Origin of the sequence: Actinocatenispora sera (assembly GCF_018324685.1) — a bacterium.
Classification (GTDB): domain Bacteria; phylum Actinomycetota; class Actinomycetes; order Mycobacteriales; family Micromonosporaceae; genus Actinocatenispora; species Actinocatenispora sera.
Genome location: NZ_AP023354.1, coordinates 6,123,060 through 6,143,914, shown reverse-complemented (window position 1 = coordinate 6,143,914; position 20,855 = coordinate 6,123,060). Strand labels below are relative to the sequence as shown.

At 73.8% G+C, this 20,855-nt stretch carries 23 protein-coding genes, 1 tRNA gene and 1 pseudogene; 21 read left to right on the top strand and 4 right to left on the bottom strand.

Annotation, left to right across the window (positions count from 1 at the left end):
• Positions 1 to 76: 76 nt before the first annotated feature.
• Complete coding sequence (locus Asera_RS28895) at positions 77 to 919, top strand: Rieske (2Fe-2S) protein (protein WP_030444019.1); 843 nt, start codon at positions 77 to 79, stop codon at positions 917 to 919.
• A gap of 359 nt (positions 920 to 1,278) precedes the next feature.
• Here Asera_RS28895 and Asera_RS28890 read toward each other — a convergent pair whose 3' ends face one another.
• A complete protein-coding gene (locus Asera_RS28890) occupies positions 1,279 to 1,536 on the bottom strand; it encodes a hypothetical protein (RefSeq protein ID WP_157034579.1) in 258 nt (85 codons plus the stop codon).
• A 532-nt stretch (positions 1,537 to 2,068) separates the two neighbouring features.
• On the opposite strand from Asera_RS28890, the gene Asera_RS28885 reads away from it, so the two are divergent.
• The 12 genes and pseudogenes from Asera_RS28885 (at position 2,069) to Asera_RS28835 (ending at position 10,106) form a co-directional block, all read left to right on the top strand.
• Positions 2,069 to 2,893, top strand: a complete 825-nt coding sequence (locus Asera_RS28885) for a sigma-70 family RNA polymerase sigma factor (protein WP_051801390.1) — start codon at positions 2,069 to 2,071, stop codon at positions 2,891 to 2,893.
• 331 nt (positions 2,894 to 3,224) lie between these two features.
• Positions 3,225 to 3,644 carry a DUF6098 family protein gene (locus Asera_RS28880; RefSeq protein ID WP_030444022.1) on the top strand — a complete coding sequence of 140 codons (420 nt, stop codon included), beginning with the start codon at positions 3,225 to 3,227 and terminating at the stop codon, positions 3,642 to 3,644.
• A 28-nt stretch (positions 3,645 to 3,672) separates the two neighbouring features.
• Positions 3,673 to 3,771 (top strand): annotated as a pseudogene (locus Asera_RS34075) (Orn/Lys/Arg family decarboxylase); the annotation flags it as partial.
• Positions 3,772 to 4,008: 237 nt separating this feature from the next.
• Complete coding sequence (locus tag Asera_RS33395; protein WP_030444023.1) at positions 4,009 to 4,320, top strand: gas vesicle protein GvpO; 312 nt, start codon at positions 4,009 to 4,011, stop codon at positions 4,318 to 4,320.
• The gene (gene gvpJ, locus Asera_RS28870; RefSeq protein ID WP_030444024.1) at positions 4,317 to 4,664 is read left to right on the top strand and encodes a gas vesicle protein GvpJ; all 348 of its coding nucleotides are present in this window, start codon (positions 4,317 to 4,319) and stop codon (positions 4,662 to 4,664) included. The genes Asera_RS33395 and gvpJ (Asera_RS28870) overlap by 4 nt, the downstream gene beginning before the upstream one ends.
• A complete protein-coding gene (locus tag Asera_RS28865; protein ID WP_030444025.1) occupies positions 4,661 to 5,671 on the top strand; it encodes a GvpL/GvpF family gas vesicle protein in 1,011 nt (336 codons plus the stop codon). The genes gvpJ (Asera_RS28870) and Asera_RS28865 overlap by 4 nt, the downstream gene beginning before the upstream one ends.
• Positions 5,664 to 6,398 (top strand): gas vesicle protein GvpJ, encoded by a 735-nt coding sequence (gvpJ, locus tag Asera_RS28860; RefSeq protein ID WP_084130824.1) that lies wholly within the window; start codon positions 5,664 to 5,666, stop codon positions 6,396 to 6,398. The genes Asera_RS28865 and gvpJ (Asera_RS28860) overlap by 8 nt, the downstream gene beginning before the upstream one ends.
• A gap of 49 nt (positions 6,399 to 6,447) precedes the next feature.
• Positions 6,448 to 6,885, top strand: coding sequence for a gas vesicle structural protein GvpA (locus Asera_RS28855; RefSeq protein WP_030444027.1), 438 nt, complete (start codon positions 6,448 to 6,450; stop codon positions 6,883 to 6,885).
• Between the two features lie 61 nt (positions 6,886 to 6,946).
• Positions 6,947 to 7,768 (top strand): GvpL/GvpF family gas vesicle protein, encoded by an 822-nt coding sequence (locus Asera_RS28850; protein ID WP_051801391.1) that lies wholly within the window; start codon positions 6,947 to 6,949, stop codon positions 7,766 to 7,768.
• On the top strand, positions 7,768 to 8,022 hold the full coding sequence (locus Asera_RS28845; RefSeq protein ID WP_030444029.1) for a gas vesicle protein GvpG: 255 nt from the start codon (positions 7,768 to 7,770) through the stop codon (positions 8,020 to 8,022). The genes Asera_RS28850 and Asera_RS28845 overlap by 1 nt, the downstream gene beginning before the upstream one ends.
• Entirely contained in the window at positions 8,019 to 8,915 is an 897-nt protein-coding gene (locus tag Asera_RS28840; protein ID WP_051801393.1) for a hypothetical protein, read from the top strand. The genes Asera_RS28845 and Asera_RS28840 overlap by 4 nt, the downstream gene beginning before the upstream one ends.
• Before the next feature lie 42 nt (positions 8,916 to 8,957).
• Positions 8,958 to 10,106, top strand: a complete 1,149-nt coding sequence (locus Asera_RS28835; protein WP_030444030.1) for an SRPBCC family protein — start codon at positions 8,958 to 8,960, stop codon at positions 10,104 to 10,106.
• A 64-nt stretch (positions 10,107 to 10,170) separates the two neighbouring features.
• On the opposite strand, the gene Asera_RS28830 is transcribed toward Asera_RS28835, so the two are convergent.
• Positions 10,171 to 10,264 (bottom strand) — tRNA-Sec (locus tag Asera_RS28830).
• Between the two features lie 106 nt (positions 10,265 to 10,370).
• Between Asera_RS28830 and selD the strand changes: the two genes are divergently transcribed.
• The 7 genes from selD (at position 10,371) to Asera_RS28795 (ending at position 18,004) form a co-directional block, all read left to right on the top strand.
• Positions 10,371 to 11,375 carry a selenide, water dikinase SelD gene (gene selD, locus Asera_RS28825; protein ID WP_030444031.1) on the top strand — a complete coding sequence of 335 codons (1,005 nt, stop codon included), beginning with the start codon at positions 10,371 to 10,373 and terminating at the stop codon, positions 11,373 to 11,375.
• A gap of 109 nt (positions 11,376 to 11,484) precedes the next feature.
• Complete coding sequence (gene selA, locus Asera_RS28820) at positions 11,485 to 12,834, top strand: L-seryl-tRNA(Sec) selenium transferase (RefSeq protein WP_051801613.1); 1,350 nt, start codon at positions 11,485 to 11,487, stop codon at positions 12,832 to 12,834.
• Positions 12,825 to 14,717 (top strand): selenocysteine-specific translation elongation factor, encoded by a 1,893-nt coding sequence (selB, locus tag Asera_RS28815; protein WP_035295037.1) that lies wholly within the window; start codon positions 12,825 to 12,827, stop codon positions 14,715 to 14,717. The genes selA and selB overlap by 10 nt, the downstream gene beginning before the upstream one ends.
• A 223-nt stretch (positions 14,718 to 14,940) precedes the next feature.
• Positions 14,941 to 15,564: a GAF and ANTAR domain-containing protein gene (locus Asera_RS28810; protein ID WP_051801395.1), complete on the top strand. Its 624-nt coding sequence runs from the start codon at positions 14,941 to 14,943 to the stop codon at positions 15,562 to 15,564.
• Between the two features lie 189 nt (positions 15,565 to 15,753).
• Entirely contained in the window at positions 15,754 to 16,110 is a 357-nt protein-coding gene (locus tag Asera_RS28805; RefSeq protein ID WP_157034580.1) for an STAS domain-containing protein, read from the top strand.
• Positions 16,111 to 16,365: 255 nt separating this feature from the next.
• Positions 16,366 to 17,064 carry a GAF and ANTAR domain-containing protein gene (locus Asera_RS28800; RefSeq protein WP_084130827.1) on the top strand — a complete coding sequence of 233 codons (699 nt, stop codon included), beginning with the start codon at positions 16,366 to 16,368 and terminating at the stop codon, positions 17,062 to 17,064.
• A gap of 25 nt (positions 17,065 to 17,089) precedes the next feature.
• Positions 17,090 to 18,004: a ribonuclease Z gene (locus Asera_RS28795; RefSeq protein WP_030444037.1), complete on the top strand. Its 915-nt coding sequence runs from the start codon at positions 17,090 to 17,092 to the stop codon at positions 18,002 to 18,004.
• Between the two features lie 84 nt (positions 18,005 to 18,088).
• Here the strand turns inward: Asera_RS28795 and Asera_RS28790 are convergent, their stop codons facing one another.
• Positions 18,089 to 18,991, bottom strand: a complete 903-nt coding sequence (locus Asera_RS28790) for an NADP-dependent oxidoreductase (protein WP_030444038.1) — start codon at positions 18,989 to 18,991, stop codon at positions 18,089 to 18,091.
• 214 nt (positions 18,992 to 19,205) lie between these two features.
• Between Asera_RS28790 and Asera_RS28785 the strand changes: the two genes are divergently transcribed.
• Positions 19,206 to 19,820, top strand: coding sequence for a TetR/AcrR family transcriptional regulator (locus tag Asera_RS28785; protein ID WP_030444039.1), 615 nt, complete (start codon positions 19,206 to 19,208; stop codon positions 19,818 to 19,820).
• A gap of 255 nt (positions 19,821 to 20,075) precedes the next feature.
• Here the strand turns inward: Asera_RS28785 and Asera_RS28780 are convergent, their stop codons facing one another.
• Complete coding sequence (locus Asera_RS28780) at positions 20,076 to 20,804, bottom strand: TetR/AcrR family transcriptional regulator (protein ID WP_030444040.1); 729 nt, start codon at positions 20,802 to 20,804, stop codon at positions 20,076 to 20,078.
• Between the last annotated feature and the right edge of the window lie 51 nt (positions 20,805 to 20,855).

The window sequence follows — 20,855 nt, the reverse complement described above, 5'->3', positions numbered from 1 at the left end:
ACGCAGTTCGTTCACCCGGTCAGCGGGAACTTCGCCCCGGCCGTTTGGGCCGCCGCGACGGGGAAACGCGGCCGGGATGAACCTGTCGACGCCACTCGATCGGGTCGCGGGCTGGTCGGCGCTGGACGCGATCGCCCGGCCGATCCGGAAGGCCATCCAGTCGGTCCTGCCCACCGGGCTCGCCGACGTGCTGCACGGGCGCCCGCTCGGCCACGCGCTGCATCCGACCCTCGTCGAGCTGCCGGTGGGCGCGTGGACGAGCGCCGCCCTGCTCGACCTCGTTCCCGGGCAACGCCGGGCCGCCGATCTGCTGATCGCGGTCGGCTGCGCCGGCGCACTGCCGGCGGTGGTGACCGGCTGGGCCGACTGGTCGGCGCTGCGGCCCGAACAGCAGCGCGTGGGCCTGATCCACGCTGCCGGCAACGTCACCGCCGTCGGCCTGTACGCCGCCTCGCTGGTCGCCCGGCTGCGTGGCAACCGGCGGCGGGGCAAGCTGCTTGCCGCCGTGGCGTACGGCGCGGCCGGTACGGCGGCGTTCGTCGGCGGTCACCTGGCCTACCGGCAGGCGGCGGGGGTCAACCACGCGGCCGCGGTGGACGCCCTCGCCCCGTCGGAGTGGACCTCGGTCGCGCTGCTGACCGACCTGCCCGAGGGCAGGCCCGTCGCGGCGCAGGCCGGGCAGCTCGCCGTCGTGCTGTACCGCGACGGCAGCCAGGTGCATGCCCTCGCCGACCGCTGCGCCCACCTGGCCGGGCCGCTGCACGAGGGCACGGTGTCCGACGGTGCGGTCACCTGCCCCTGGCACGGCAGCCGGTTCGACCTCGCCACCGGCGCCCTGCGACAGGGCCCGGCGACCGCGGCGCAGCCGGCACTGGACGCCCGGATACGCGACGGCCGGATCGAGGTGCGACGGGGCTGAGCGATCGGTGGCCGGGGCCGCGGGCCGGGCCGATGATCGCGCGGTACGCCACGACGATGTCGAGGCGGACGCCGCGCGGCGTGGGGGGACGCACTCCCGCGACGCCCGCACAGGACAATAGTGCATCTTTCGGGAACGGTTCGCAGGCGGAGCACCGACATCGATGCTCCGGGCCGGGCATCTCGATGGCGGCCACGAGGCTGCCGGCAGCTGGCCGCTGCCGGCAGCCCACAGGCGTACGACCGGCCAGGTTCGGTCGTACGCACCCGGTGGACCGTTCCGGGCGACGCGGTCTGGCCCGGTGCCGGCCGCCGGGGTCGCGCCCGCCCGCCGCGCGAGCGTTCAGCGGTCCGGAACCGCTAGCCGGCGCGGGCGGTACCCGCAGGGAACCCGTCGGCTCGGCTCGCCACGGCGCCGCCGGAGTCTGCGGCCATCGTCGCCGCGACCGGGATCGTCGACGGCCGCCCGGTCGTGACCCGCGTCCTCCGGTCCCGAGGGCAGGTGCACAGTCCGCGCTCGCCGACCAGCACGGCGCGCCGATCGGTGTACTCGCTGCGGTCCCGGGCCACCAGTGGCCGGTTGCAGCGCCCGCACACGCGGGGGGCTTCGTCACTCATGCGCGTTCCTCGTCGCAGTCTGCGGACATCGCTGCGGCCGGTGTCGAAGCCGGCCGGGGTACCGACGAGCCCAGGATCGTGCCGGGGGGAGCGGAACGCTCGAGTACCGCGCGTCCCGGCCCGGCGGGCCCCAGGGCCTGTAGATGGGTCAGGTGTCCGCGATGAGTAGCCGCGACTGGTTGCACGGGGTAGTGCGTTGATAGCCGATCGCGAGAGGTCGCGCAACCCGACACGCCGTGCCGATCGGTTGCCGCGGCGGTTTGTGCGGGTTGCCATACGGGGCCGCTCTATCCAGTCGGAACGGCCGCAGAGCCACCCGGAACGACCGCCGGACCCCATCCGGAACGGCCACCGAGCGATGCGGCGCGACGATAGCCCAGCCGGGCCGAGCCGATGGCTCTTTCGCCGGACCGGTTTGCGCGGGGGCGTCGTGGGGGTACAGCTGAGTTGTCCAACCACGGGCATCGAGCCAGTACGACACCGGATTCGACAGGTGTCACAGCGCCGGGGGGTGCCGAGCACCGTGGGACGTGTGAGCGACGAACAACTGAACTACTGCGAGGAACTGCTGTACCGGGTGGGAACCATGCCGGACGGCGACCCGCATCGACACCAGCTGCGTGGTGCGGTGGTCGAGACCCTTCTCCCGATGGCGGACGCCATCGCGCGGGCCTTCCCGCACGGCCGGCAGAGCGTGGACGATCTCGTGCAGGTCGCCAGGCTCGGCCTGGTCAAGGCGGTGGCCGGCTTCGACCCGAAGCTCGGCGGCCTGGCCGGCTACGCGGTACCGACGATCCGGGGCGAGCTGAAGCGCTACTTCCGCGATCAGTGCTGGGAAGTACGGGTACCGCGCCGGCTGCAGGAACTGCGCAGCGAGGTACGGGCCGGTACCGAGCGGGCCGAGCAGCGACTGGGACACACCCCGCAGGTGGCCGAGATCGCCGACGAGCTCCAGATCGGCCCGGACGAGGTCAACGACGGCCTGAAGGCCGATGTCGCGTACAGCGTCGCGTCGCTGAACGCGCCCGCCGGCTGGGACCACGATGGCTGCGAGGTGGGCGATCTCGTGGGCGCTCCGGACGGGAAGGTCGAGCAGGTGCCGGAGCGCGTTTCGCTGCGCCCGGCGCTGGAGCGGCTGCCGGTCCGGGAGCGGCAGCTGATCCGCTGGCGGTTCTTCGACGAGCTGACCCAGCAGCAGATCGCCGACCGGCTGGGCGTCTCGCAGATGCACGTCTCCCGGCTGCTGTCGGCCACGCTCGCTGCGATTCGCGCCTGGCTGGAGGGTGACACCGATCAGATCGTGGTCAGCCACCCGCGCCGGCGCGCCCCGCGCCCGGCGTGGCGACCCGCGGCCTGACGGCGCCGAGCGGTCGCGAGAAAATTTCTGGCGCCGCGATGTTTGGGATGCTTGTACCGGGGAAGGCTTGTCACTGCCGGCCAGGGGGGTTGCGACGGGAACGACACCGTGGCAATTGGTCGGCCAGGCGCGCCGCGGTCCGGCAGGCGCGCGCGAACGGAGGCTGTCGGCGGTGCATGGTCGCCGCCGACAGCCTCCGTTCGTTGTCGTTGCCCGCCCGGCTGCTCGTGGCCTCGTGCGGATTCCCGCGGCGTGGTGAGCCGGCCGTGGCGGCGGGTGCGGTACCGGTCGGCGAGCGTTTGTGGCGGCCACGGCAGGGAACCGGTCGCTCATGGTGCCGACTCTCACCAGCCTGGACCGTGTCGTCGCGGTTCTGCGTGGTCGCCAGGATGTGTACGTGCGTTGGTCCGGCGGCCCGGACCGGGACCGGTTCGACGGGCGCAGCATCGACGACCTGACCGGCGCCGATCTGCCTGGCCTGTCGGCGAACTCGCTCGATGTCGCACCGTGGTGGGACGGCTCGGTCCGGCTGTGGGTGGCCCGCCGACTGCACGACTACAGCCACCTGGCCCACGAGAAGGGCAGCCGGCCCTGGCTGCTGGTGGGTGAGATGCTCGGCCGGGGCCCGGACAACGAGCCACTGGTGCGCTGCCGTGAGGCCGTGGCCTGGGTGGATCCCGCCGTGATCCGGCAGGCCGGCGCCGAGATCGACCGGCAGCAGGGCCGCTGGGGTCCGCTACGACGTCGGTGAGGCCGACGGTTCCGCGCGTCGCGAACAGGTTCCGGTGAAGCGGTCAGCCGCGCGGGTGTCGGCAGAAATGAGCACACCGTGCCCGCCGGGTGTTCCGCGAATCCTGCCCGGAGAGCGCATCGCCGAACCGCTCGTCCGCTGCCTGGCTACCGGTGCCGATTCCGGCATCGTGTGCCCGGACGCCGCCGGCTCGACGGTTCGGAGCGTCCGCGTCGTCACCGCCGACGACGGGACCGGACCACGCCGTTCCCCGGTCGCGGGCGCATTCGCCGCTTCTGGTTTGAGGCTCGCGCAGCCGGGTATCCAGCCACCTTCTGTCCATCGACTGCACTCGATCCATCCGCCGCCCTGGGGGTGTTCCGGCATGACCGAGAAAACGGCGAGGCGCGACACCGCGCGATCATCGGCCAAGCGTGGGCCGGCGCTGGCCGCATCGCGCCAGGCCATGACGCAGCTGGCCGAGTTGACCGGCCGCACACCGGACTCGGTGTCCGCACTGGAACCCACCGACGACGGTTGGCGCTTTCGGGTGGAGATCGTCGAGTTGGAGCGGATCCCGCAGACCACCAGCGTGCTCGCCAGCTACGAGGTCGACGCCGACCCCGACGGCAACGTCGTGTCGTACCGCCGGCTGCAGCGCTACACCCGCAACGGAACGGAAGGACCGCGCCAGTGACCGTGCAGCAACCGCGCGGGACCACGCTGTCCCCGTCGTCCCGCAGCGGAGACACCCTCGCCGACATCCTGGAACGGGTGCTGGACAAGGGCATCGTGATTGCCGGCGACATCCAGGTGAACGTCCTCGACATCGAGCTGTTGACCTTGAAGCTGCGGCTGCTCGTCGCTTCCGTCGACACCGCTCGCGACATGGGCATCGACTGGTGGAGCCGGGACCCGTTCCTGACCGGGGAATCCGCGCTGCAGCGCGAGAACCAGGAACTGGCCGAGCGGCTGGAGCGGCTGGAGCGCGCCACCGGCCGCACCGCCGACCAGGTGGAGAGCGCGGACGGAGATCGATGAGACAGGTCGACGGCGACGACGTCGCGGAACTGGTGCGGTCGGCCCGCGCCGAGGCCCGCGCGCTGGTCCACGCCGAACTCGTCGAGCAGTTCGCGTCGATCTATCGGGCCGCGGCGCGCGACGCCATCGGCTCAGCGGTACCAGGCGAGGACGGGCCTGGGACCGCTCGGCGGGAGGAATCGGGTACCGCCCGGCGAGAGGTGCCGGCGACCGTGGTGCGCGACGCTCCAGGGGCCGCGCGGCGGGACGAGGAGACCGGCGACGGGTGGTACGTGTACGCGCTGGCACGCGCGGAGGCGGTCGACGGGCTGACCGGCCGGACCGGGATCGACGGCGTCGAGACCACGGTGGTCGAGGCGGCCGGCGTCGCCGCGATGTCCGCGGTACTGCCGATCGCGCCGTTCCGGGCCGCGGAGCGGGAACCGGACCTGGCCGAGGACGGCTGGCTCGCGCACGCCCTGCGGGCGCACGACCGCGTCGTGGCCGAGGCGTTCGACGCAGTGCCGCTGCTGCCGCTGCGGTTCGGCACGCTGTACCCGGACCGGGACGCGGTCGTGTCGATGCTGCGGACCGGCGCGGACGAGCTGCGCGCCGAACTGGACCGGCTGGCCGGCAGCGCCGAATGGTCGGTCAAGGCGTTCAGCGAGGCGCCGGCCGAACCGGTCGAGCAGCCGTCGCCCGACCCGGTGCCGTCCGACGGCACCGGCTGGATGACGCACCAGCTGCGCACCGCGACCGCCCGGCAACACCGGCAGCGGCAGCGGACCGCGGCGGCCGCCGCCATCGGCGACCGGCTCGCCGGGTACGCCCGGGAGACCTGGCAGCGGCGCGGCGCGGACAACGATCCGACCCGCCCGGTGCTCGACACCGTGTACCTCGTCGACGACGATGCGCGGGTCGACTTCCTGGGCGAACTGGAGGAGCTGCGCCGGCGTGAGCTGCGGCTGACCGTCAGCGGCCCGAACCCCGCGTACCACTTCGTCCGGCTGGGTGCCGACGATGGCTGAACGGCGGCTGATGCTCGACGACGGCTCGCTGGTGGATCTGCTCGACCGGCTGGTCGACACCGGCGTGGTCGTCGACGGCAACGTGATCATCGCGCTGTCCGGCGTCGACCTGATCCGGCTCGATCTGCGCGCGCTGGTCGCCGCGCTCGCGACGCTCGCCGACGGGGCGGAACCGCCACCGGACTCCGGCCTTCCCCGCACCGCGACCCCGACGCGCCGTGCCCCGCGCGACACGCCGCAGGACGAAGCGGAGGCCGCCACCACCAACCGTTCCCGGGCCCGACGCCGGCCCGAGCCCAGCCACACCAACCGTTGGTCGGACGGCACCGCGGCCGCGCCGCCGGCCCCGCCGGCTGTACCGGCCCCGCCGGGTGTACCGGCCCAGTCGGCCACGCCGGCTGTCCCCACGCCGCCGGCTACGTCCGCGCTGAGCGCGCGTACCGCCGGTGGCCGGGCGGGAAGCGACCCCGGCGACATCGTCGGGCGGCTCGGGCGCCAGCTCGGGCAGGCACAGAACCAGAGCGGCCTGGCGGGGCTGGTCGTCGTGGTGGTCGACCTCGTCCGCCAGCTGCTGCAGCGCCAGGCGCTGCGCCGGATGGACGCGGGCAATCTCACCGACGACGAGGTCGAACGACTGGGCCGCGCACTGATGTCACTCGAACAGCAGGTCGCCGACCTGGTGGAGGTGCTGGACCTGCGGCCGCGCGGCGCCGACGGCCGCCGCTGAGGCATGCACCGCACGGACCGCCGTACCGGGACAAGGAGAGGAGCATCTCATGACCCTCAGTTCACAGAACCAGAGCATCGACCGGGCGCCGCACCCGTCCAGCCTGTACGACGTGCTCGAACTCATCCTCGACAAGGGGCTGGTGATCGACATCTACGTGCGCGTGTCGCTGGTCGGGATCGAGCTGCTGACCATCGACGCCCGCATCGTCATCGCCAGCGTCGACACGTACCTGCGGTTCGCCGAGCGGGTGAACCGGCTGGACCTGACGCAGAACAAGGACAGCTCGACGTTGCCCGAGCTGGTCGACGACATGACCCAGAGCGGTGCGCACGGCAAGACCAAGGGCGCGCTGAGCGGCGCCGCGGAGACCGTGTCGGAGGCGTTCAAGCACGGCCGAGGCGAGGACGACGACTCGTCGTCCCGCAAGGCTCGCCCGACCCGGAGCCGCAGCCGCAGCCGCAGCCGGGACGAGGACGACTCATGAGCGTGCGTGCGCGAATCCGGGGCTGGCGCCCCGGGAGCGATCCGACGAAGGAGGGCGGCTCATGAGCGAGCCAACCGGAGCCCTCGGCGGCGACGGGTCGCCGCCCGACGTGCCGTCCGCGGCCGACGCGGACTCCGCGGCGACGGCCACCGACTCCGAGGGCACCTACGTGTTCGGCATCGTGGCCGCCGACCATCCGTGCCAGCTGGACGAGCTGACCGGCGTCGGGGCGGAGCCGGAACCGGTGCGCCGGGTGGTGGCCGAACCGGTCGCCGCGGTGGTCGGCGCGGCACCACCGCGGTTGCGCGCCAAGCGCCGTGACCTCGCGGCCCACCACCGGGTGCTGACCGCACTGGCCGAGCAGGGCACCGTACTGCCGATGCGGTTCGGCGTGGTGGCCCCGGACGACGACGCGCTGCGCGAGCAGCTGCGCGAGGCCGCGGACCGTTATCTCTCGGCGCTGCGCGAGATCGCGGGGGCAGCCGAGTACAACGTCAAGCTGCTGACCGACGAGGACGCCGTGGTGCGGCGGGTGGCCGACACCGACCCGGCCGTACTCCGGGAACGCGGCGCCGGCGACACCGGTTACGAGGGCCGGGTCCGGCTCGGCCAGGCGGTGGCGACGGCGGTGGAGGCGGCGCTGCGCGCCGACGCAGATCGCCTCGTGACGACCCTGACCCCGCTGGCCCGGCGGACCGCGCCGGCGCCGCCGACCGCGGGCGCCGCGGTCAACGCGAGCTTTCTGGTCACCGACGAGCAGCTCGAACCGTTCCAGGGCGCGGTGCACGAACTCGCCCACGAGCTGCGCACCGACGGCGAGGTGCGCTGCACCGGGCCGCTTCCCCCGTACAGCTTCGTGCCGGACGAGGGCGGTGAGCCGTGATGGGCCTGCTGACCGGACTGCTCACGCTGCCGCTGGCGCCGGTCCGCGGCGTCGCCTGGGTGGCCGACCAGATCGACCAGGCGGCTCGCCGCGAGTACTACGACCCGGCCGCAATCCGCGCCGAACTGGGCCGGCTGGCCGACGCGGTCGATCGCGGCGAGATCAGCGAGGCCGAGTTCGACGCCGCCGAGGACGAGCTTCTCGACCGGCTCGAGGCCGCTGGCACAGATGACTCCGTGAGGAGGAGCCGATGAACAACTCGACCAAGGTGGCCGTCGCGGTCGCCGGCGGGTACCTGCTGGGGCGACGGAAGAAGACGAAGCTCGCCATCATGCTCGGCGCGTGGCTGCTGGGTCGCAAGTTCGACTTCGACCCGAAGCGGCTCGCCCGGGAGGCCCTGTCGATGCTGTCGGCGACTCCCGGCGTCGAGCAGCTGACCGGCGACGTCCGGGAGAAGCTCGTCACCGCAGGCAAGGGCGCCGCGCTGTCGATGGCGGAGAACCGGATGAACCAGCTCGCCGATCGGCTGCACGACCGGACCCAGGTGCTGTCCGGTGGCGGTGCGGAAGCCGAGTCGGAGGACGAGGAGGACCGCGAGCCGTCCGACTCCGACGAGCAGGGTGAGCCGGAGGAGCCCGAGGACCGTGGTCGCCGCCGTCGCGGCTCGCGAGCCGGCAAGCGGAGCGAGCCCGAGGACGAGGCCGGCGAGGAGGGCGACGACGAGGCCGAGGAGGAGGCCGAGGAGGAGCCTGAGGAGGAGCCCAAGGACGAGGACGAGGCGGGCCGGGCCCGCCGCGGCTCCCGGGCCGGCAGCAAGCGAGCCGGGTCCGCGGGCGGCGCACGTCGCCGCCCGGCGAAGAAGAGCGAGGCCGACGAGGACGCCGAACCCGATGCGGAAGCCGGGTCGGAGGACGGTGCCGGTGAGTCCGACGCCGACGAGCAGCCGCCCCGCCCGCGCCGCCGCAGCTCCACGTCGTCGCGCGGTACCGGATCGCGCAGCACGGCGTCGCGCAGCACCAAGTCGGGCGGCTCGTCGACGTCCGGGACCCGGGCCAAGAGCTCGTCCGGTGGTACCCGATCCAGCAGCAGCCGCAGCTCGACCCGTACCGGGCGGTCGCGGTCCCGGCGCGGATCCGCGGACGACTGACCCCGCGGTTTCGTCTGCCGGCGTCGAAAAGGAGACATCATCGTGAGCGAATCGACCGGTCTGCAGGACATGATCGGGCGGATCCGGGACGTCGCGGCGCGCAACCCGGCCGCCGAACGACTGCTCGGCGAGTTCGAGGACTACCTGTCGGCGCAGGGAAAGCACGCGCTGGGCAAGGTGGCGGAGAAGGTGGGCGAGTCGACCAAGAAGCTGACCGACATGGCCGACGGCAACGGCGGGCCCGGCGGGCTGCTCGGCGGCACGATCAAGGAGGTCGCCGGCGGCTCCAACCCCGTCACCGGTGCGTTGAAGGCCGGCGCAAAAGGCATCGGCGGCAAGGTCAAGCAGGCCCTGGGCGGCGGTGGCGGCGGCAAGGGCGGTGGCGGCGGGAAGAAGTCGATGAAGATCATCGAGGACCTCGACGTCGGCGTCCCGCTCAAGACCGCGTACAACCAGTGGACCCAGCTGCAGGACGTGCCGAAGTGGTCCAAGGGCGCGCAGGCGGTCAACCAGGAAGACGAGGTCACGAGTACCTGGAAGGCGAAGGTCTTCTGGTCGACCCGCAACTGGACGGCGAAGATCAGCGAGCAGGTCCCGGACGAGCGCATCGCGTGGACCTCCGAGGGGCCGAAGGGCGTGGTCAACGGCGTCGTCACGTTCCACGAGCTGGACGAGCGGCTGACCCGGATCCTCGTCGTGCTGGAGTACATCCCGGGCGGGTTCTTCGAGAAGACCGGGAACCTGTGGCGCTCGCAGGGCCGCCGGGCCCGCCTCGACCTCAAGCTGTTCCGTCACTTCCTGATGACCGATCCGGAGGCCGGCCAGGAAGGCTGGCGGGGCGAGATTCGCGACGGCGAGGTCGTCGACGACGGCGAGGGCGAGGATCGCGACGACGACGCGCGCGACGAGGATCGCGAGGACGACGAGCGCGACGACGACGAGCGCGAGGACGACGAGCGCGACGACGACGAGCGCGACGACGAGGATGAGGACGAGTACGACGAGGACGAGGAGGAGCCCCGGCGTGGCCGTTCTCGGGACGAGGACGAGGACGAGGAGGACGAGGACGAGGACGACGAGGACGAGGACGAAGACGAGGAGGAGCCGCGCCGTCGCCGCCCCCGGGACGACGACGAGTACGACGAAGAGGACGAGGACGAGTACGACGAGGACGAGGACGAGGGCCGGTGATCGGCGCGGCAGGGGAGTCGCGGGCGCCCGCCCGGCCGCCGGGGCGGCGACCGGGCGGGCGCGGTGCGGAGGCGGACGGGAATCGAACCCGCCAGGTCGAGTTGCTCGGCCTCGACGGTGTTGAGGACCGCGCCGGTCACCAGGCCGGATACGCCTCCACGGTCCCGACGCCGGTGCGCCGGTGCCGTCACCATCCATCGTGCACCCGCGCGATTCGGGCCGAAAAGCGGACACGCCGGTGCGGGACGTGACAGGGTCGAAGCCATGACGGTGACCGGTACGCGGATGACGCAGTACGCGCGGGGCGGCGGTTGCGCCTGCAAGGTGTCGCCGGGCGAGCTGGAGCAACTGGTTGCCGGGCTGACGGTCGCCGGGCCGGCCGCACCGACCGTCGGTGAGCTGCTGGTCGGGCTGGACAACGGCGACGACGCCGCGGTGGTGCGGCTGGATGCGTCGACCGGCCTGGTCGCGACCACCGACTTCTTCGGCCCGGTCGTCGACGACCCGTACGACTGGGGTCGGATCGCGGCGGCCAACGCGCTGTCCGACGTGTACGCGATGGGCGGCCGGCCGCTGGTGGCGCTCAACCTGCTGTGCTGGCCCCGCGACGTGTTGAGCTGGGACCTGGCCGCCGACGTGCTGCGCGGCGGCGCGGACGTGGCCGCGGCGGCGGGCTGCCACCTTGCCGGTGGGCACAGCATCGACGATCCGGAACCCAAGTACGGGATGGCCGTGACCGGTCTGGTCGACCCGGCCCGGATGATCCGCAACGATGCCGGCCGGCCGGGCCTGCCGCTGGTGTTGAGCAAGCCGCTCGGCCTCGGTGTGCTGAACAACCGGCACAAGGCGACCGGCGAGGCGTTCCCGGATGCGGTCGCCACCATGACCGAACTCAACCGGGACGTGGCGCAGCGGGCGGTTTCGGCCGGCGTCGACTGCGGTACCGACGTGACCGGCTTCGGGCTGCTCGGCCATCTGTACAAATTGTGCCGCGCGTCCGGCGTCTCCGCGGTGCTCGACCACCGCGCGGTGCCGTACCTCGCGGGCGCGCGGGAGGCGGTCGCGGCCGGGTACGTGCCCGGCGGTACCCGGCGCAACCTCGACTGGGTGGCCCCGCACTGCGATCTGTCCGCGGTGTCGCCCGACGAGGCGCTGCTGCTCGCCGACGCGCAGACCTCCGGCGGCCTGCTGCTGGCCGGTGCGGTTCCCGGCGTGCCGGTGATCGGTGAACTCGTCCCGCGCGGCGACGCCGTGATCCGGGTGCGCTGAGGAGATGCCGCCGCACCGCGACGAGATGGCCGCGAGGCCGCCGGCCCCGCAGTACGACCCGGACGCCCCGGTGTCGGCGGCGCACCGCGACCACACGGCCCGCGAGCCGATGGTGCCGCGCGGCGGCGAGGCGGTGCCGACGGCATCCCGCGCGGTCAGGACCGGCGAGCCGCGGCGGCGGGTGCCGCGCACCGATGCGCTGCTTGCCGACCCGGCCGTCGCGGCGCGGGTCGCCGAGTTGGGCCGGGACCTGGTGAAGGCCACCGTGACACGGGTGCAGCAGCGCTGCCGGGACGGCGCGCTCGCACCCGAGTCGGTACCCGCCGCGGTGCTCGCCGCGCTGCCGCCGCGGGCCGCCACCGGTCGGCCGGTCGTCAACGCCACCGGGGTCCTGTTGCACACCAACCTCGGTCGGGCGCCGCTGTCGGCGGCGGCGCGCGCCGCGGTCGCCGCCAGCTGTGGCACCACCGACCTGGAGCTCGACCTGGACACCGGCCGGCGGGGGGTGCGCGGCGCCGGAACGCTCGCCGCGCTGCGCGCCGCGGTACCGGCCGCCGAGGCGGCGCTGGTGGTCAACAACAACGCGGCCGCGGTCGTGCTGGCCGCCACCGCGCTCGCCGCGGGCCGCGAGATCGTCCTCAGCCGCGGCGAGCTGGTGCAGATCGGCGACGGGTTCCGGCTGCCCGACCTGATCGCCAGCACCGGCGCGCGGCTGCGCGAGGTCGGCACCACCAACTGCACGACCGCCGCCGACTACCGCGCCGCGGTCGGCGCCGACACCGGGCTGATCGTCAAGCTGCACCGGTCCAACTTCACCATCACCGGTTTCACCGCCGAGGCGGGCATCGACGAGCTGACCGGTCTGGGTGTACCGGTCCTCGCCGATCTCGGTTCGGGGTTGCTCGCGCCGCAGCCGCTGCTGCCGGACGAGCCGGACGCAGCGACCGCGTTGCGCGACGGGGCGGATCTCGTCTGCTTCTCGGCGGACAAGCTGCTCGGCGGCCCGCAGGCCGGGGTACTGCTGGGTCGCGCGGCGACGCTGGAATCGCTGCGCCGCCATCCGTTGTACCGGGCGCTGCGGGCCGACAAGCTGACGCTGGCGGCGCTGGAGGCGACGCTGCGCGGCCCCACCCCGCCGATCGCCGTGGCGCTCGCCGCGGCCCCGGACGAGCGGCTGCGCCGGGCCGAAAGGCTCGCCGAACTGTTGCGCGCCAACGGAATCGACGCCACCGCCGAGCCCAGTGACGGGGTGGTCGGCGGCGGCAGCGCGCCCGGCGTGCGGCTGGCCAGCGCCACCGTCCGGCTGCCCACCCGGTACGCCGAACCGCTGCGGGCCGGCGATCCCGCCGTGCTGGGCCGCATCGCCGACGACGGCTGCCTGCTGGACGTGCTCGCCGTGGACCCGGCCGACGACCGGTTCGTCGCGGACGCGGTACTGGCGGTGGCGCGGTGCAGGTGATCGCCACCGCCGGGCACGTCGACCACGGCAAGTCCACCCTGTTGCGCGCGCTGACCGGGCAGGAACCGGACCGCTGGGCCGAGGAGCACCGCCGCGGGCTGACCATCGACCTCGGGTACGTGTGGACCACGCTGGCCTCCGGCGCCACCGTCGCGTTCGTCGACGTACCCGGGCACGCCCGCTTCGTGACCAACATGCTCGCCGGCGTCGGGCCGGTACCGGCGGTGCTGTTCGTGGTCGCCGCGGACGAGGGCTGGATGCCGCAGTCCGAGGAGCACCTGGCCGCGCTGGCCGCGCTCGGCGTCCGGCACGGCGTGCTCGCGATCACCCGCTGCGACCGGGCGGCGCCGGCCGGGGCGATCGCCGCGGCCCGGGAGAGGCTGGCCGACACCCCGCTGGCCGGTCTGCCCGCGGTTGCGGTGTCCGGCACCACCGGGGCCGGCCTCGGTGAGCTGCGGGCAGCGCTGGCGGCGCTCGTACGCCGGCTGCCGACGCCCGCACCGGAGGCCGACGTACGGCTGTGGATCGACAGGTCGTTCACCATTCGCGGGGCCGGCACCGTGGTGACCGGGACGCTGCCCGCCGGTACCGTCCGCGTCGGCGACACGCTGCTGCTGTCGCCGCACGACCGGACGGTCACGGTACGCGGGCTGCAGTGCCTGGACGAGCCGGTCCCGTCCGCCAGCGGGGTGGCCCGGGTGGCGCTCAACCTGCGCGGCGTCGACGCCGCCGACGTGCCGCGCGGCGCCGTGCTGCTCGCGCCCGGCCGGTGGCGGGGTACCACCGCCGTCGACGTCCGGCTGACCCGGTGCGCCGAGCCGCCGCCCCGGCAGCTGCACCTGCACGTCGGCGCGGCGGCGCTGCCGGTACAGGTGCGCCGGCTCGGCGCGGACACCGCCCGGGTCCGGGTTCCGACGCCGTTGCCGCTGCGCATCGGCGACCGGCTCATCCTTCGCGAGCCGGGGCGGCACCGGATCGTGGCCGGGGCGACGGTCCTCGACCCGGCGCCGCCGCCGCTGGGCCGGCCGCGTCCGGGCGACGCGGGCGTCGTGGACCGGCCGCGGCGCCCGGTCGACCGGGCCGCCGAGCTGGCCGGCATGACCGGCCGGCCCGACCTGCCCGGCGAACTGCGCCGCCGTGGGCTCGCCCGAGCAGCCGACCTGACCGCCATCGGCGTTCCGGTCGAGTCGCCGGACGCCGAGCCGGGCGGCTCCGTCGCCGGCCCGCCCGCCGCCCCCGGACGTGGTGGGGCGGCCGAGGTGTTGCCGGCCGATCCGGCGCGTGGCGGCGCCGTCGACGGGTGGCTCGCCGATCCCGAGCTCTGGCAACGGCTGCGCGACGCGCTGGCCGAGCAGGTGGACCGGCACGCCCGGAACGACCCGCTGTCGGCCGGCCTGCCCGTCAGCGCGGCCTGCCGTACGTTGCGGCTACCCAGCGCCGCGCTGGTCCTCGCACTGGCGGAGGGGCACCTGCCGGTCGCGGCCGGCCGGCTGACCCCGCCACGGTGCGGGGCGCAACTGCCCGAACCGGTCGAGCTGGCGGTGACCACGCTGATCGCGCGGATGCCGCAGCCGTGGGCCGCGCCGACCGCCGACGAACTGGCTCGGCTGCGGCTCGGTCCGCGCGAGCTCGCCGCCGCCGTGCGCGCCGGTCGCCTGGTCGAACTGGCCGCCGGGGTCGTCGTCGCCCCGGGAGCCCCGGACGCCACGGTCGCGATACTGGCCGGCCTGCCGCAACCGTTCACGCTCAGCGCGGCCCGGCAGGCGCTCGGCACCACCCGCCGGGTTGCCGTGCCGCTGCTGGAACTGCTCGACCGGCAGGGCCGCACCCGACGCCGCGCCGACTCCCGGCGGTACTGTCCGGCCGGCATGCCCGAGCCGTGATCGCCGGATCGGGCGGGAGTTGCGCGTCACTCGGCTGCAGATGCGCGAGAACCGATCTACCATGGCGGCAGCCGAGACCGCCTGCGCAGTGCCGCACGCCGCCCGTCGAGCGTGGCCTCGGCGACCTGACGAACGCCCTAGTTCTGTCCGGGGGGATTTCGTGGCCGATACCAGGACATCGTCGTCGACCGGCCCGGTCCGGTCCGTCGACATCCTTCGTACCATGCCTGACCACACGATTCTGCCGGCCGCGGTGGCAGCCGCCGCTGCCGGCATTCCGACAGCCGACTTCGTCAGCATCGCCCTCGTCGACGACGTGGGACCGTGGACGGTGGCTCTCGCGCACCCGCTGGCACGCCGGCTGGACGGCCTCCAGTACATGCTGAGCGAGGGGCCGATCTTCGACGCGCTGTCCGCCGACGAGCCGGTGACCTGCACCGACCTCGATGCCTCAGCGGTCTGGCCGGAGTTCGCGCCGCGCGCCGTGCTGAACGGGGTGCACGCGATCATGTCGGTCCGACTGCCCACCGAGCGCGGCGACGGCGTCCTCAACGTCTACTGCTCCCGGCCGGGCGAGTTCGGCGCCGGCACCCGCAGCGCCGCGATCGCGGTGGCCGCCGAGCTGGCGGTCACCCTCGGCAGCGCACGCCGGATCGCCAACCTGACCACGGCGTTGCAGTCGCGAGACCTCATCGGTCAGGCCAAGGGCATCGCGATGGAGCGGTACAAGATCAGCTCCGATGCCGCGTTCGCGCTGCTGAGCCGCATCTCGCAGGAACGCAACGTCAAGCTGCGCGACCTGGCCGCCGAGATCACCACGACCGGCCTGGTCGAGCGGCCAGGCTGAACGACGGCGCGTTCTGCCCCGACCTGGTCCACGACACCGGCTCGCTGGAAAGGGTGTTTGGTGGAGCTGGCCCGTGGGTATTCTTTCTGCGACACCCACCGGGGGAGAGCAAAAAGCGGTGGGCGTCTTGTGCGGTGGCGTGGTCAGGCAGTGTGCCCGCCCCTGGTGTTGGAGTGCCGTGGGGGTGCGATGTCCGAGTCGTCGTCTTTTTTCATCCGGCAGCGCGTGGTGCGAGGCTGCCCGCTGATCGAGATCTCCGGGACGATCGATCAGGGGGGCGGCAATGGGCTGTGCGCGGCCGCGGTCGAGGCAGCCGGCCGTGCGCTGGTCGTGGTGGTCGATGCGTCCGAGGTGTCCCGGGTCGACGCCGAAGGGCTGCGGTACCTGGTCCGGGCCGCGCTGCTCGTCGAGCAACTCGGCGGGCAGCTACGGCTGGTCGCCGGGCCCGCCGTGCAGCAGGCTCGGGAAATCGGGATGATCCGTAGGTTGCGCTGCTACTCGTGCCCGGAGGAGGCGGTTGCCCCGCCGCTCGCGCCGGTGGCGTGACGGCGGCGAGGTGCCCCCGGCACCTGTCCGGCGGCGGTGTGGCGCCTGCGCCTGTGGCGCCTGCGCCGCAACCTCGTTCGTTTGCCGCGACCGGCACGGGATAGTCCTCACCCGACGGCCCGACGTCGAGGTCGGCCTCGACGCCTCGCCACGGGGCGCGCCGCAGGTGCGCGGACCGTACCGTGCGGCAGCGGTACCGGGTCGGCGGCGGCCGGCGCGACTCGGCGGGCGGGCAACGGTCGAGGAGGAGTGCCCATGAGCCCCGTGGAACCGGGCTTGATGCAGATCTTCGCCGACATGGCACGGGCGCTGAGCCAGCGCAAGGGCGTCGACGCCACGGTGGAGGAGATCTGCCGGTTGGCGGTCGAGACGATCCCCGGCTGCGAGTCGGTCGGGGTGTGCCTGGTGCACCGGGACGGCCGGTTGGAGACCCCCGCCGCCTCCAACCAGCTGGCCTACGACCTGCACGAGCTGCAGTACGAGCTGCGGGAGGGACCGTGCCTGCACGCGATGTGGAACCAGCACACCGTGTCGAGCGAGGATCTCGCCGAGGAGACCCGCTGGCCCCGGTTCAGCGCTCAGGCGCTCGATCGCGGCGTGCGCAGCATGCTGTGCTTCCAGCTGTTCACCGACCGCGGCAGTCTCGGCGCTCTCGACATGTTCTCCCGCCAGGCACACGGATTCGGCGAAGAGGCGTGCGACACCGGCCTGGTCTTCGCCTCGCACGCCGCCGTCGCGCTCTCCGGTGCGCAGTCACAGGCGCACCTGACCGAAGCGATCAGCAGCCGGCAGCGCATCGGGGAGGCGACCGGGATCCTCGCCGAACGGCACCGGCTGACCACCACCGCCGCGTTCGCCATGCTGGCCCAGACCTCGCAGCGGCACAACATCAAGGTCCGGGAGCTGGCGGTGCGGCTGGTCCAGAAGGAGAACGCGGCGCGGCAGCGTCGCTAGCCGACCGGCGCCGTATCGTCGCGCCATGTCGACTCGTGAGCTGGTCGTCCTGGGTACCGCGAGCCAGGTACCGACCCGGGCCCGCAACCACAACGGCTACCTGCTGCGCTGGGACGGGGAGGGGTTCCTGTTCGACCCGGGCGACGGCACCCAGCGCCAGCTCGCACATGCCGGGCTCGCCGCGTCCGACCTCACCCGGCTGTGCCTGACGCACTTCCACGGCGACCACTGCCTGGGCGTACCGGGCGTGGTGCAGCGGATGTCGCTCGACCGGGTCCGGCATCCCGTGTACGCGCACTACCCGGCCAGCGGCCGGGAGTTCTTCGCCCGGCTGCGGTACGCCTCGGTGTACCACGAGGCGGCCGACCTGCGCGAGGAACCGGTCGAGGCCGACGGGGTGATCGGCACCGGTGCGTTCGGCACCCTGTCGGCGCGGCGGCTGGACCACGGGGTCGAGTCGTTCGGGTACCGGATCGAGGAGCCGGACGGTCGCCGGATGCTCCCCGACCGGCTGGCCGCCGCCGGAGTGCACGGACCGCAGGTCGGCCGGCTGCAGGCCGACGGCCGCATCGAGGTCGGCGGCCGTGCCGTCACCCTCGACGAGGTGAGTGAACACCGCCCGGGCCAGCGGTTCGCGTTCGTGATGGACACCCGGCTCTGCGAGGGGGTCGGCGCGCTGCTCGACGGCGCGGACCTGGCGGTGGTCGAGTCGACGTTCCTGGATGCCGACGCCGACCTCGCCGCCGCGTACGGGCATCTGACCGCCGGCCAGGCCGCGCGCGCCGCGGCCGAGTGCGGTGTCCGGACGCTGGTGCTCACCCACTTCTCCCAGCGCTACGACGATCCGGCCGCCTTCCGGGCGGAGGCCGCCCGCCACTTCGGCGGCACCGTCGTGGTCGCCGCCGATCTGGACCGCATCCCCGTACCCGGCCGCCGCTGAGTCACCGGCTCGTCGGGATCGCGCGGCGGTGCTGCCGGACGACTCGACCTCGGCGGAGCCGAGGTCGGTGCCGCCCACGCCGACTCAGTCGATCAGCAGGACGAGTTTTCCCCGCACCCGGCCGGCCTCGCCGACGCGGTGCGCCTCGGCCACCTCGGCCAGCGGGAACGTCCGCCCGACGAGGACGGTGAACCGGCCGGTGTCGATCAACTCGCCGATCTCGGTGATCACGTGGAGCGCGCGGCCGTCCTCGCCTCGGCTGAACCGCACCCCGTGCCGCTGCGCGCCGGCGAAGTCGGCGACCGTGACCACGCGATCCGCGCCGCCCGCGAGCCCGACGAGCTCGGCCAGGACGCCGCTGCCGGCCACGTCGAGCGCGCGGTCGACGCCGCCGGGCGCGAGCGCGCGGACCCGTTCTGCCATCCCGGTGCCGTACGCGACCGGCTCGGCGCCCAGCGTGCGCAGGAGCTCGTGCGTGGCCGGGCTACCGGTACCGATCACGCGCGCGCCGCGGGCGGCGGCGAGCTGGACGGCGGCGCTGCCGACGGTGCCGGAGGCGCCGTTGACGAGGGTCGTGTCGCCGGCACCGACGCCGAGCTGGTCGAGGGCACGTGCCGCCGTCTCGATCGCGGCGGGCAGCGCGGCGGCCTCGGCGAAGCCGAGTGCCGCCGGGACGGGTGCGTAGTGCGACAGCACCGCCAGTTCCGCCTGGGCGCCGCTCGTGGCGGAGAAGCCGAACACGCGGTCGCCGAGGGCGACGCCGGTGACACCGTCACCGAGCTCGTCGACGATGCCCGCCGCCTCGTGGCCCAGCAACTGCGGAAGTTCCTGGTCCATCAGGCCTTGGCGCTGCTTCCAGTCGCTCGCGTTGACGCCGGCGGCGCGCACGACGATGCGGACCTGGCCGGGCGCGGGGTGCGGCTCGGGGATCTCCGCGATCTCCAGGACGTCCGGACCGCCGAACCGGCCGAACTCGACCGCCTTCACGAGTCCCTCCCGCCCGCACCGGTTGCGCCCGGGATGCGGTGCAGCCGGGCGACGGCGCGGCATCGACGCGACCCGTCGTGGGTGTTCGTCGGCCGTGGCTGCATGGGCCTTCCCCTCCGCCGAGGCGACCCGCGGGCAGCGTCGGCAATCATGGCCGGTGGTGGTGCACACTAGGTTAACTGACTAAATTTAGTCGCACAAGGAGGTAGGGCGGATGCCCAGATCCGGCGCGCGGGGAGGTCCGCAGACGCGGGCGCGCATCCTGGCGGTCGCGAACCGCCTGTTCCTCGAACGCGGGTACGACGCGGTCACGGTCGCCGAGATCGCGCGTGCGGCCGGGGTCTCCAGCGTGACGGTCTTCAACCACTTCCCGCGCAAGGAGGACCTGTTCATGGACCGCGCGGCCGACGCCGCCGACGTGCTGCGCGCCGCCGTCCGCGACCGGGCACCGGGTGTCGACCCGCTGGCGGCCCTGCGCCAGACGAGCTTCCGGCTCCTCGACACCCGGCACCCGCTCTCCGGCCTCGCCGAGCTCTCCCTCCCCTTCTTCCGGACGGTCGCGGCGTCACCCGCGCTGGTTGCCCGGGCGCGGGCGATCGGGGCCGAGCTTCAGGCCACGCTCGCCGAGGAACTCGAACACGACCCGGACTCCGCCGCCGACCCGGCACTGCTCGCCGCGTTCTTCGTCGCCGGCTACACCGCCGTACTGGTGGAGACCGCGCGCCGCCTCCTCGCCGGCGAGCCGGCAAGCACCGTGCAGGCAAGCCACGGCGTACGGCTGGAACGGCTGTTCACCGCGCTCCGCGACGGTGTCACCGCAGGATCGTGACGGGCGCCGTCGCCTGCGGGGCCCACGCATCGCCGCGGGTACGACGTGACCCAGGCGTCCCGGCGGTGTGCCCGCCGATCTCCAGCGTGGCACCGCACGGGCAGGCGATCCACAACTGTCTACAGTAGACAGACCGGCCACCTTCGGGTGGTGTCACGGCGCGTCGTCGGGGTCAGCCGGACGCCGGGCCAGCGGGTGGCCTCGGTGGCGAGGTCGGTCAGGGTGAGGTCGGTGACCGGCCCGGCGCGGGCGGCCTCAGCCGGTCGCGGGCGGGGTGTCGATCGCGCGGTCGAGCCACTCGGTGAGCAGCTCGCGTTCGGCGGCGGTGAGGGCGTCGAGGTCGGGTGCGACGGCACGGAAGGCGACCACCGCGGCCGTCGTCGCGCCGCCGGCGCGGTTCGGTGCGTCGGTGAGGATCTGGCCCAGTACCGCGTCGAACATGCTGTCGGCGAGACCGAGGTCGCGGTCGTCGGCCGGGGTGCCCAGCAGGGTCTGGATCACCCCGATCCCGGCGGCCTGGATCAGGTCGACCGCGTGCCGCTCGCCGACCCGTAGCCGGCCCGCCGCCGCGATCCGGTGTACCCGGGTCTCCAGGACCCGCTTGCCGGACTGCGCGGCGGGGGAGAGCAGCACCCGGTCGGGGTCGCTGAGCAACCGGAACAGGGCGGGGTTGGCGAGGCCGAAGGCGATCTGACGCTGCCACCCGACGCGCAGGTCGTCGACCGGATCGACGTCGGCGGCCGACGCGGCGCGCACGGTCGCGGCCTTGGCCGACACGTACTCGGCCATCACGTGCTCGGCGACCGCGTCGAGCAGCCCGTCCTTGTCGCCGAACAGCCGGTAGATGGTCGGCGCCTGAATGCCTGCGGCCTCGGCGACTCCGCGGGTGGTGACCGCGGCGGGGCCCTCCTGCTGGAGCAGCCGCGCCGCGACGGCGACGATCCTGGACCGCGTCCGGCTGCGGCTGTCGGTCACCTCGCTCATGTAACCAACGATAACGGCCCTTTGCTATCGAGCTGTTTCCGATGATACGGT

Coding starts and splice junctions, on each gene's coding strand:
- Asera_RS28865 (WP_030444025.1), top strand. CDS start 4,661: ATGAGACAGGTCGACGGCGACGACGTCGCGGAACTGGTGCGGTCGGCC.
- Asera_RS28845 (WP_030444029.1), top strand. CDS start 7,768: ATGGGCCTGCTGACCGGACTGCTCACGCTGCCGCTGGCGCCGGTCCGC.
- selA (WP_051801613.1), top strand. CDS start 11,485: ATGGTGCCGCGCGGCGGCGAGGCGGTGCCGACGGCATCCCGCGCGGTC.
- Asera_RS28785 (WP_030444039.1), top strand. CDS start 19,206: ATGCCCAGATCCGGCGCGCGGGGAGGTCCGCAGACGCGGGCGCGCATC.
- Asera_RS28840 (WP_051801393.1), top strand. CDS start 8,019: ATGAACAACTCGACCAAGGTGGCCGTCGCGGTCGCCGGCGGGTACCTG.
- Asera_RS28850 (WP_051801391.1), top strand. CDS start 6,947: ATGAGCGAGCCAACCGGAGCCCTCGGCGGCGACGGGTCGCCGCCCGAC.
- Asera_RS28800 (WP_084130827.1), top strand. CDS start 16,366: ATGAGCCCCGTGGAACCGGGCTTGATGCAGATCTTCGCCGACATGGCA.
- Asera_RS28805 (WP_157034580.1), top strand. CDS start 15,754: ATGTCCGAGTCGTCGTCTTTTTTCATCCGGCAGCGCGTGGTGCGAGGC.
- Asera_RS28855 (WP_030444027.1), top strand. CDS start 6,448: ATGACCCTCAGTTCACAGAACCAGAGCATCGACCGGGCGCCGCACCCG.
- selD (WP_030444031.1), top strand. CDS start 10,371: ATGACGGTGACCGGTACGCGGATGACGCAGTACGCGCGGGGCGGCGGT.
- Asera_RS28880 (WP_030444022.1), top strand. CDS start 3,225: ATGGTGCCGACTCTCACCAGCCTGGACCGTGTCGTCGCGGTTCTGCGT.
- Asera_RS28890 (WP_157034579.1), bottom strand. CDS start 1,536: ATGAGTGACGAAGCCCCCCGCGTGTGCGGGCGCTGCAACCGGCCACTG.
- gvpJ (WP_084130824.1), top strand. CDS start 5,664: ATGGCTGAACGGCGGCTGATGCTCGACGACGGCTCGCTGGTGGATCTG.
- Asera_RS28780 (WP_030444040.1), bottom strand. CDS start 20,804: ATGAGCGAGGTGACCGACAGCCGCAGCCGGACGCGGTCCAGGATCGTC.
- Asera_RS28810 (WP_051801395.1), top strand. CDS start 14,941: ATGCCTGACCACACGATTCTGCCGGCCGCGGTGGCAGCCGCCGCTGCC.
- Asera_RS33395 (WP_030444023.1), top strand. CDS start 4,009: ATGACCGAGAAAACGGCGAGGCGCGACACCGCGCGATCATCGGCCAAG.
- Asera_RS28895 (WP_030444019.1), top strand. CDS start 77: ATGAACCTGTCGACGCCACTCGATCGGGTCGCGGGCTGGTCGGCGCTG.
- Asera_RS28795 (WP_030444037.1), top strand. CDS start 17,090: ATGTCGACTCGTGAGCTGGTCGTCCTGGGTACCGCGAGCCAGGTACCG.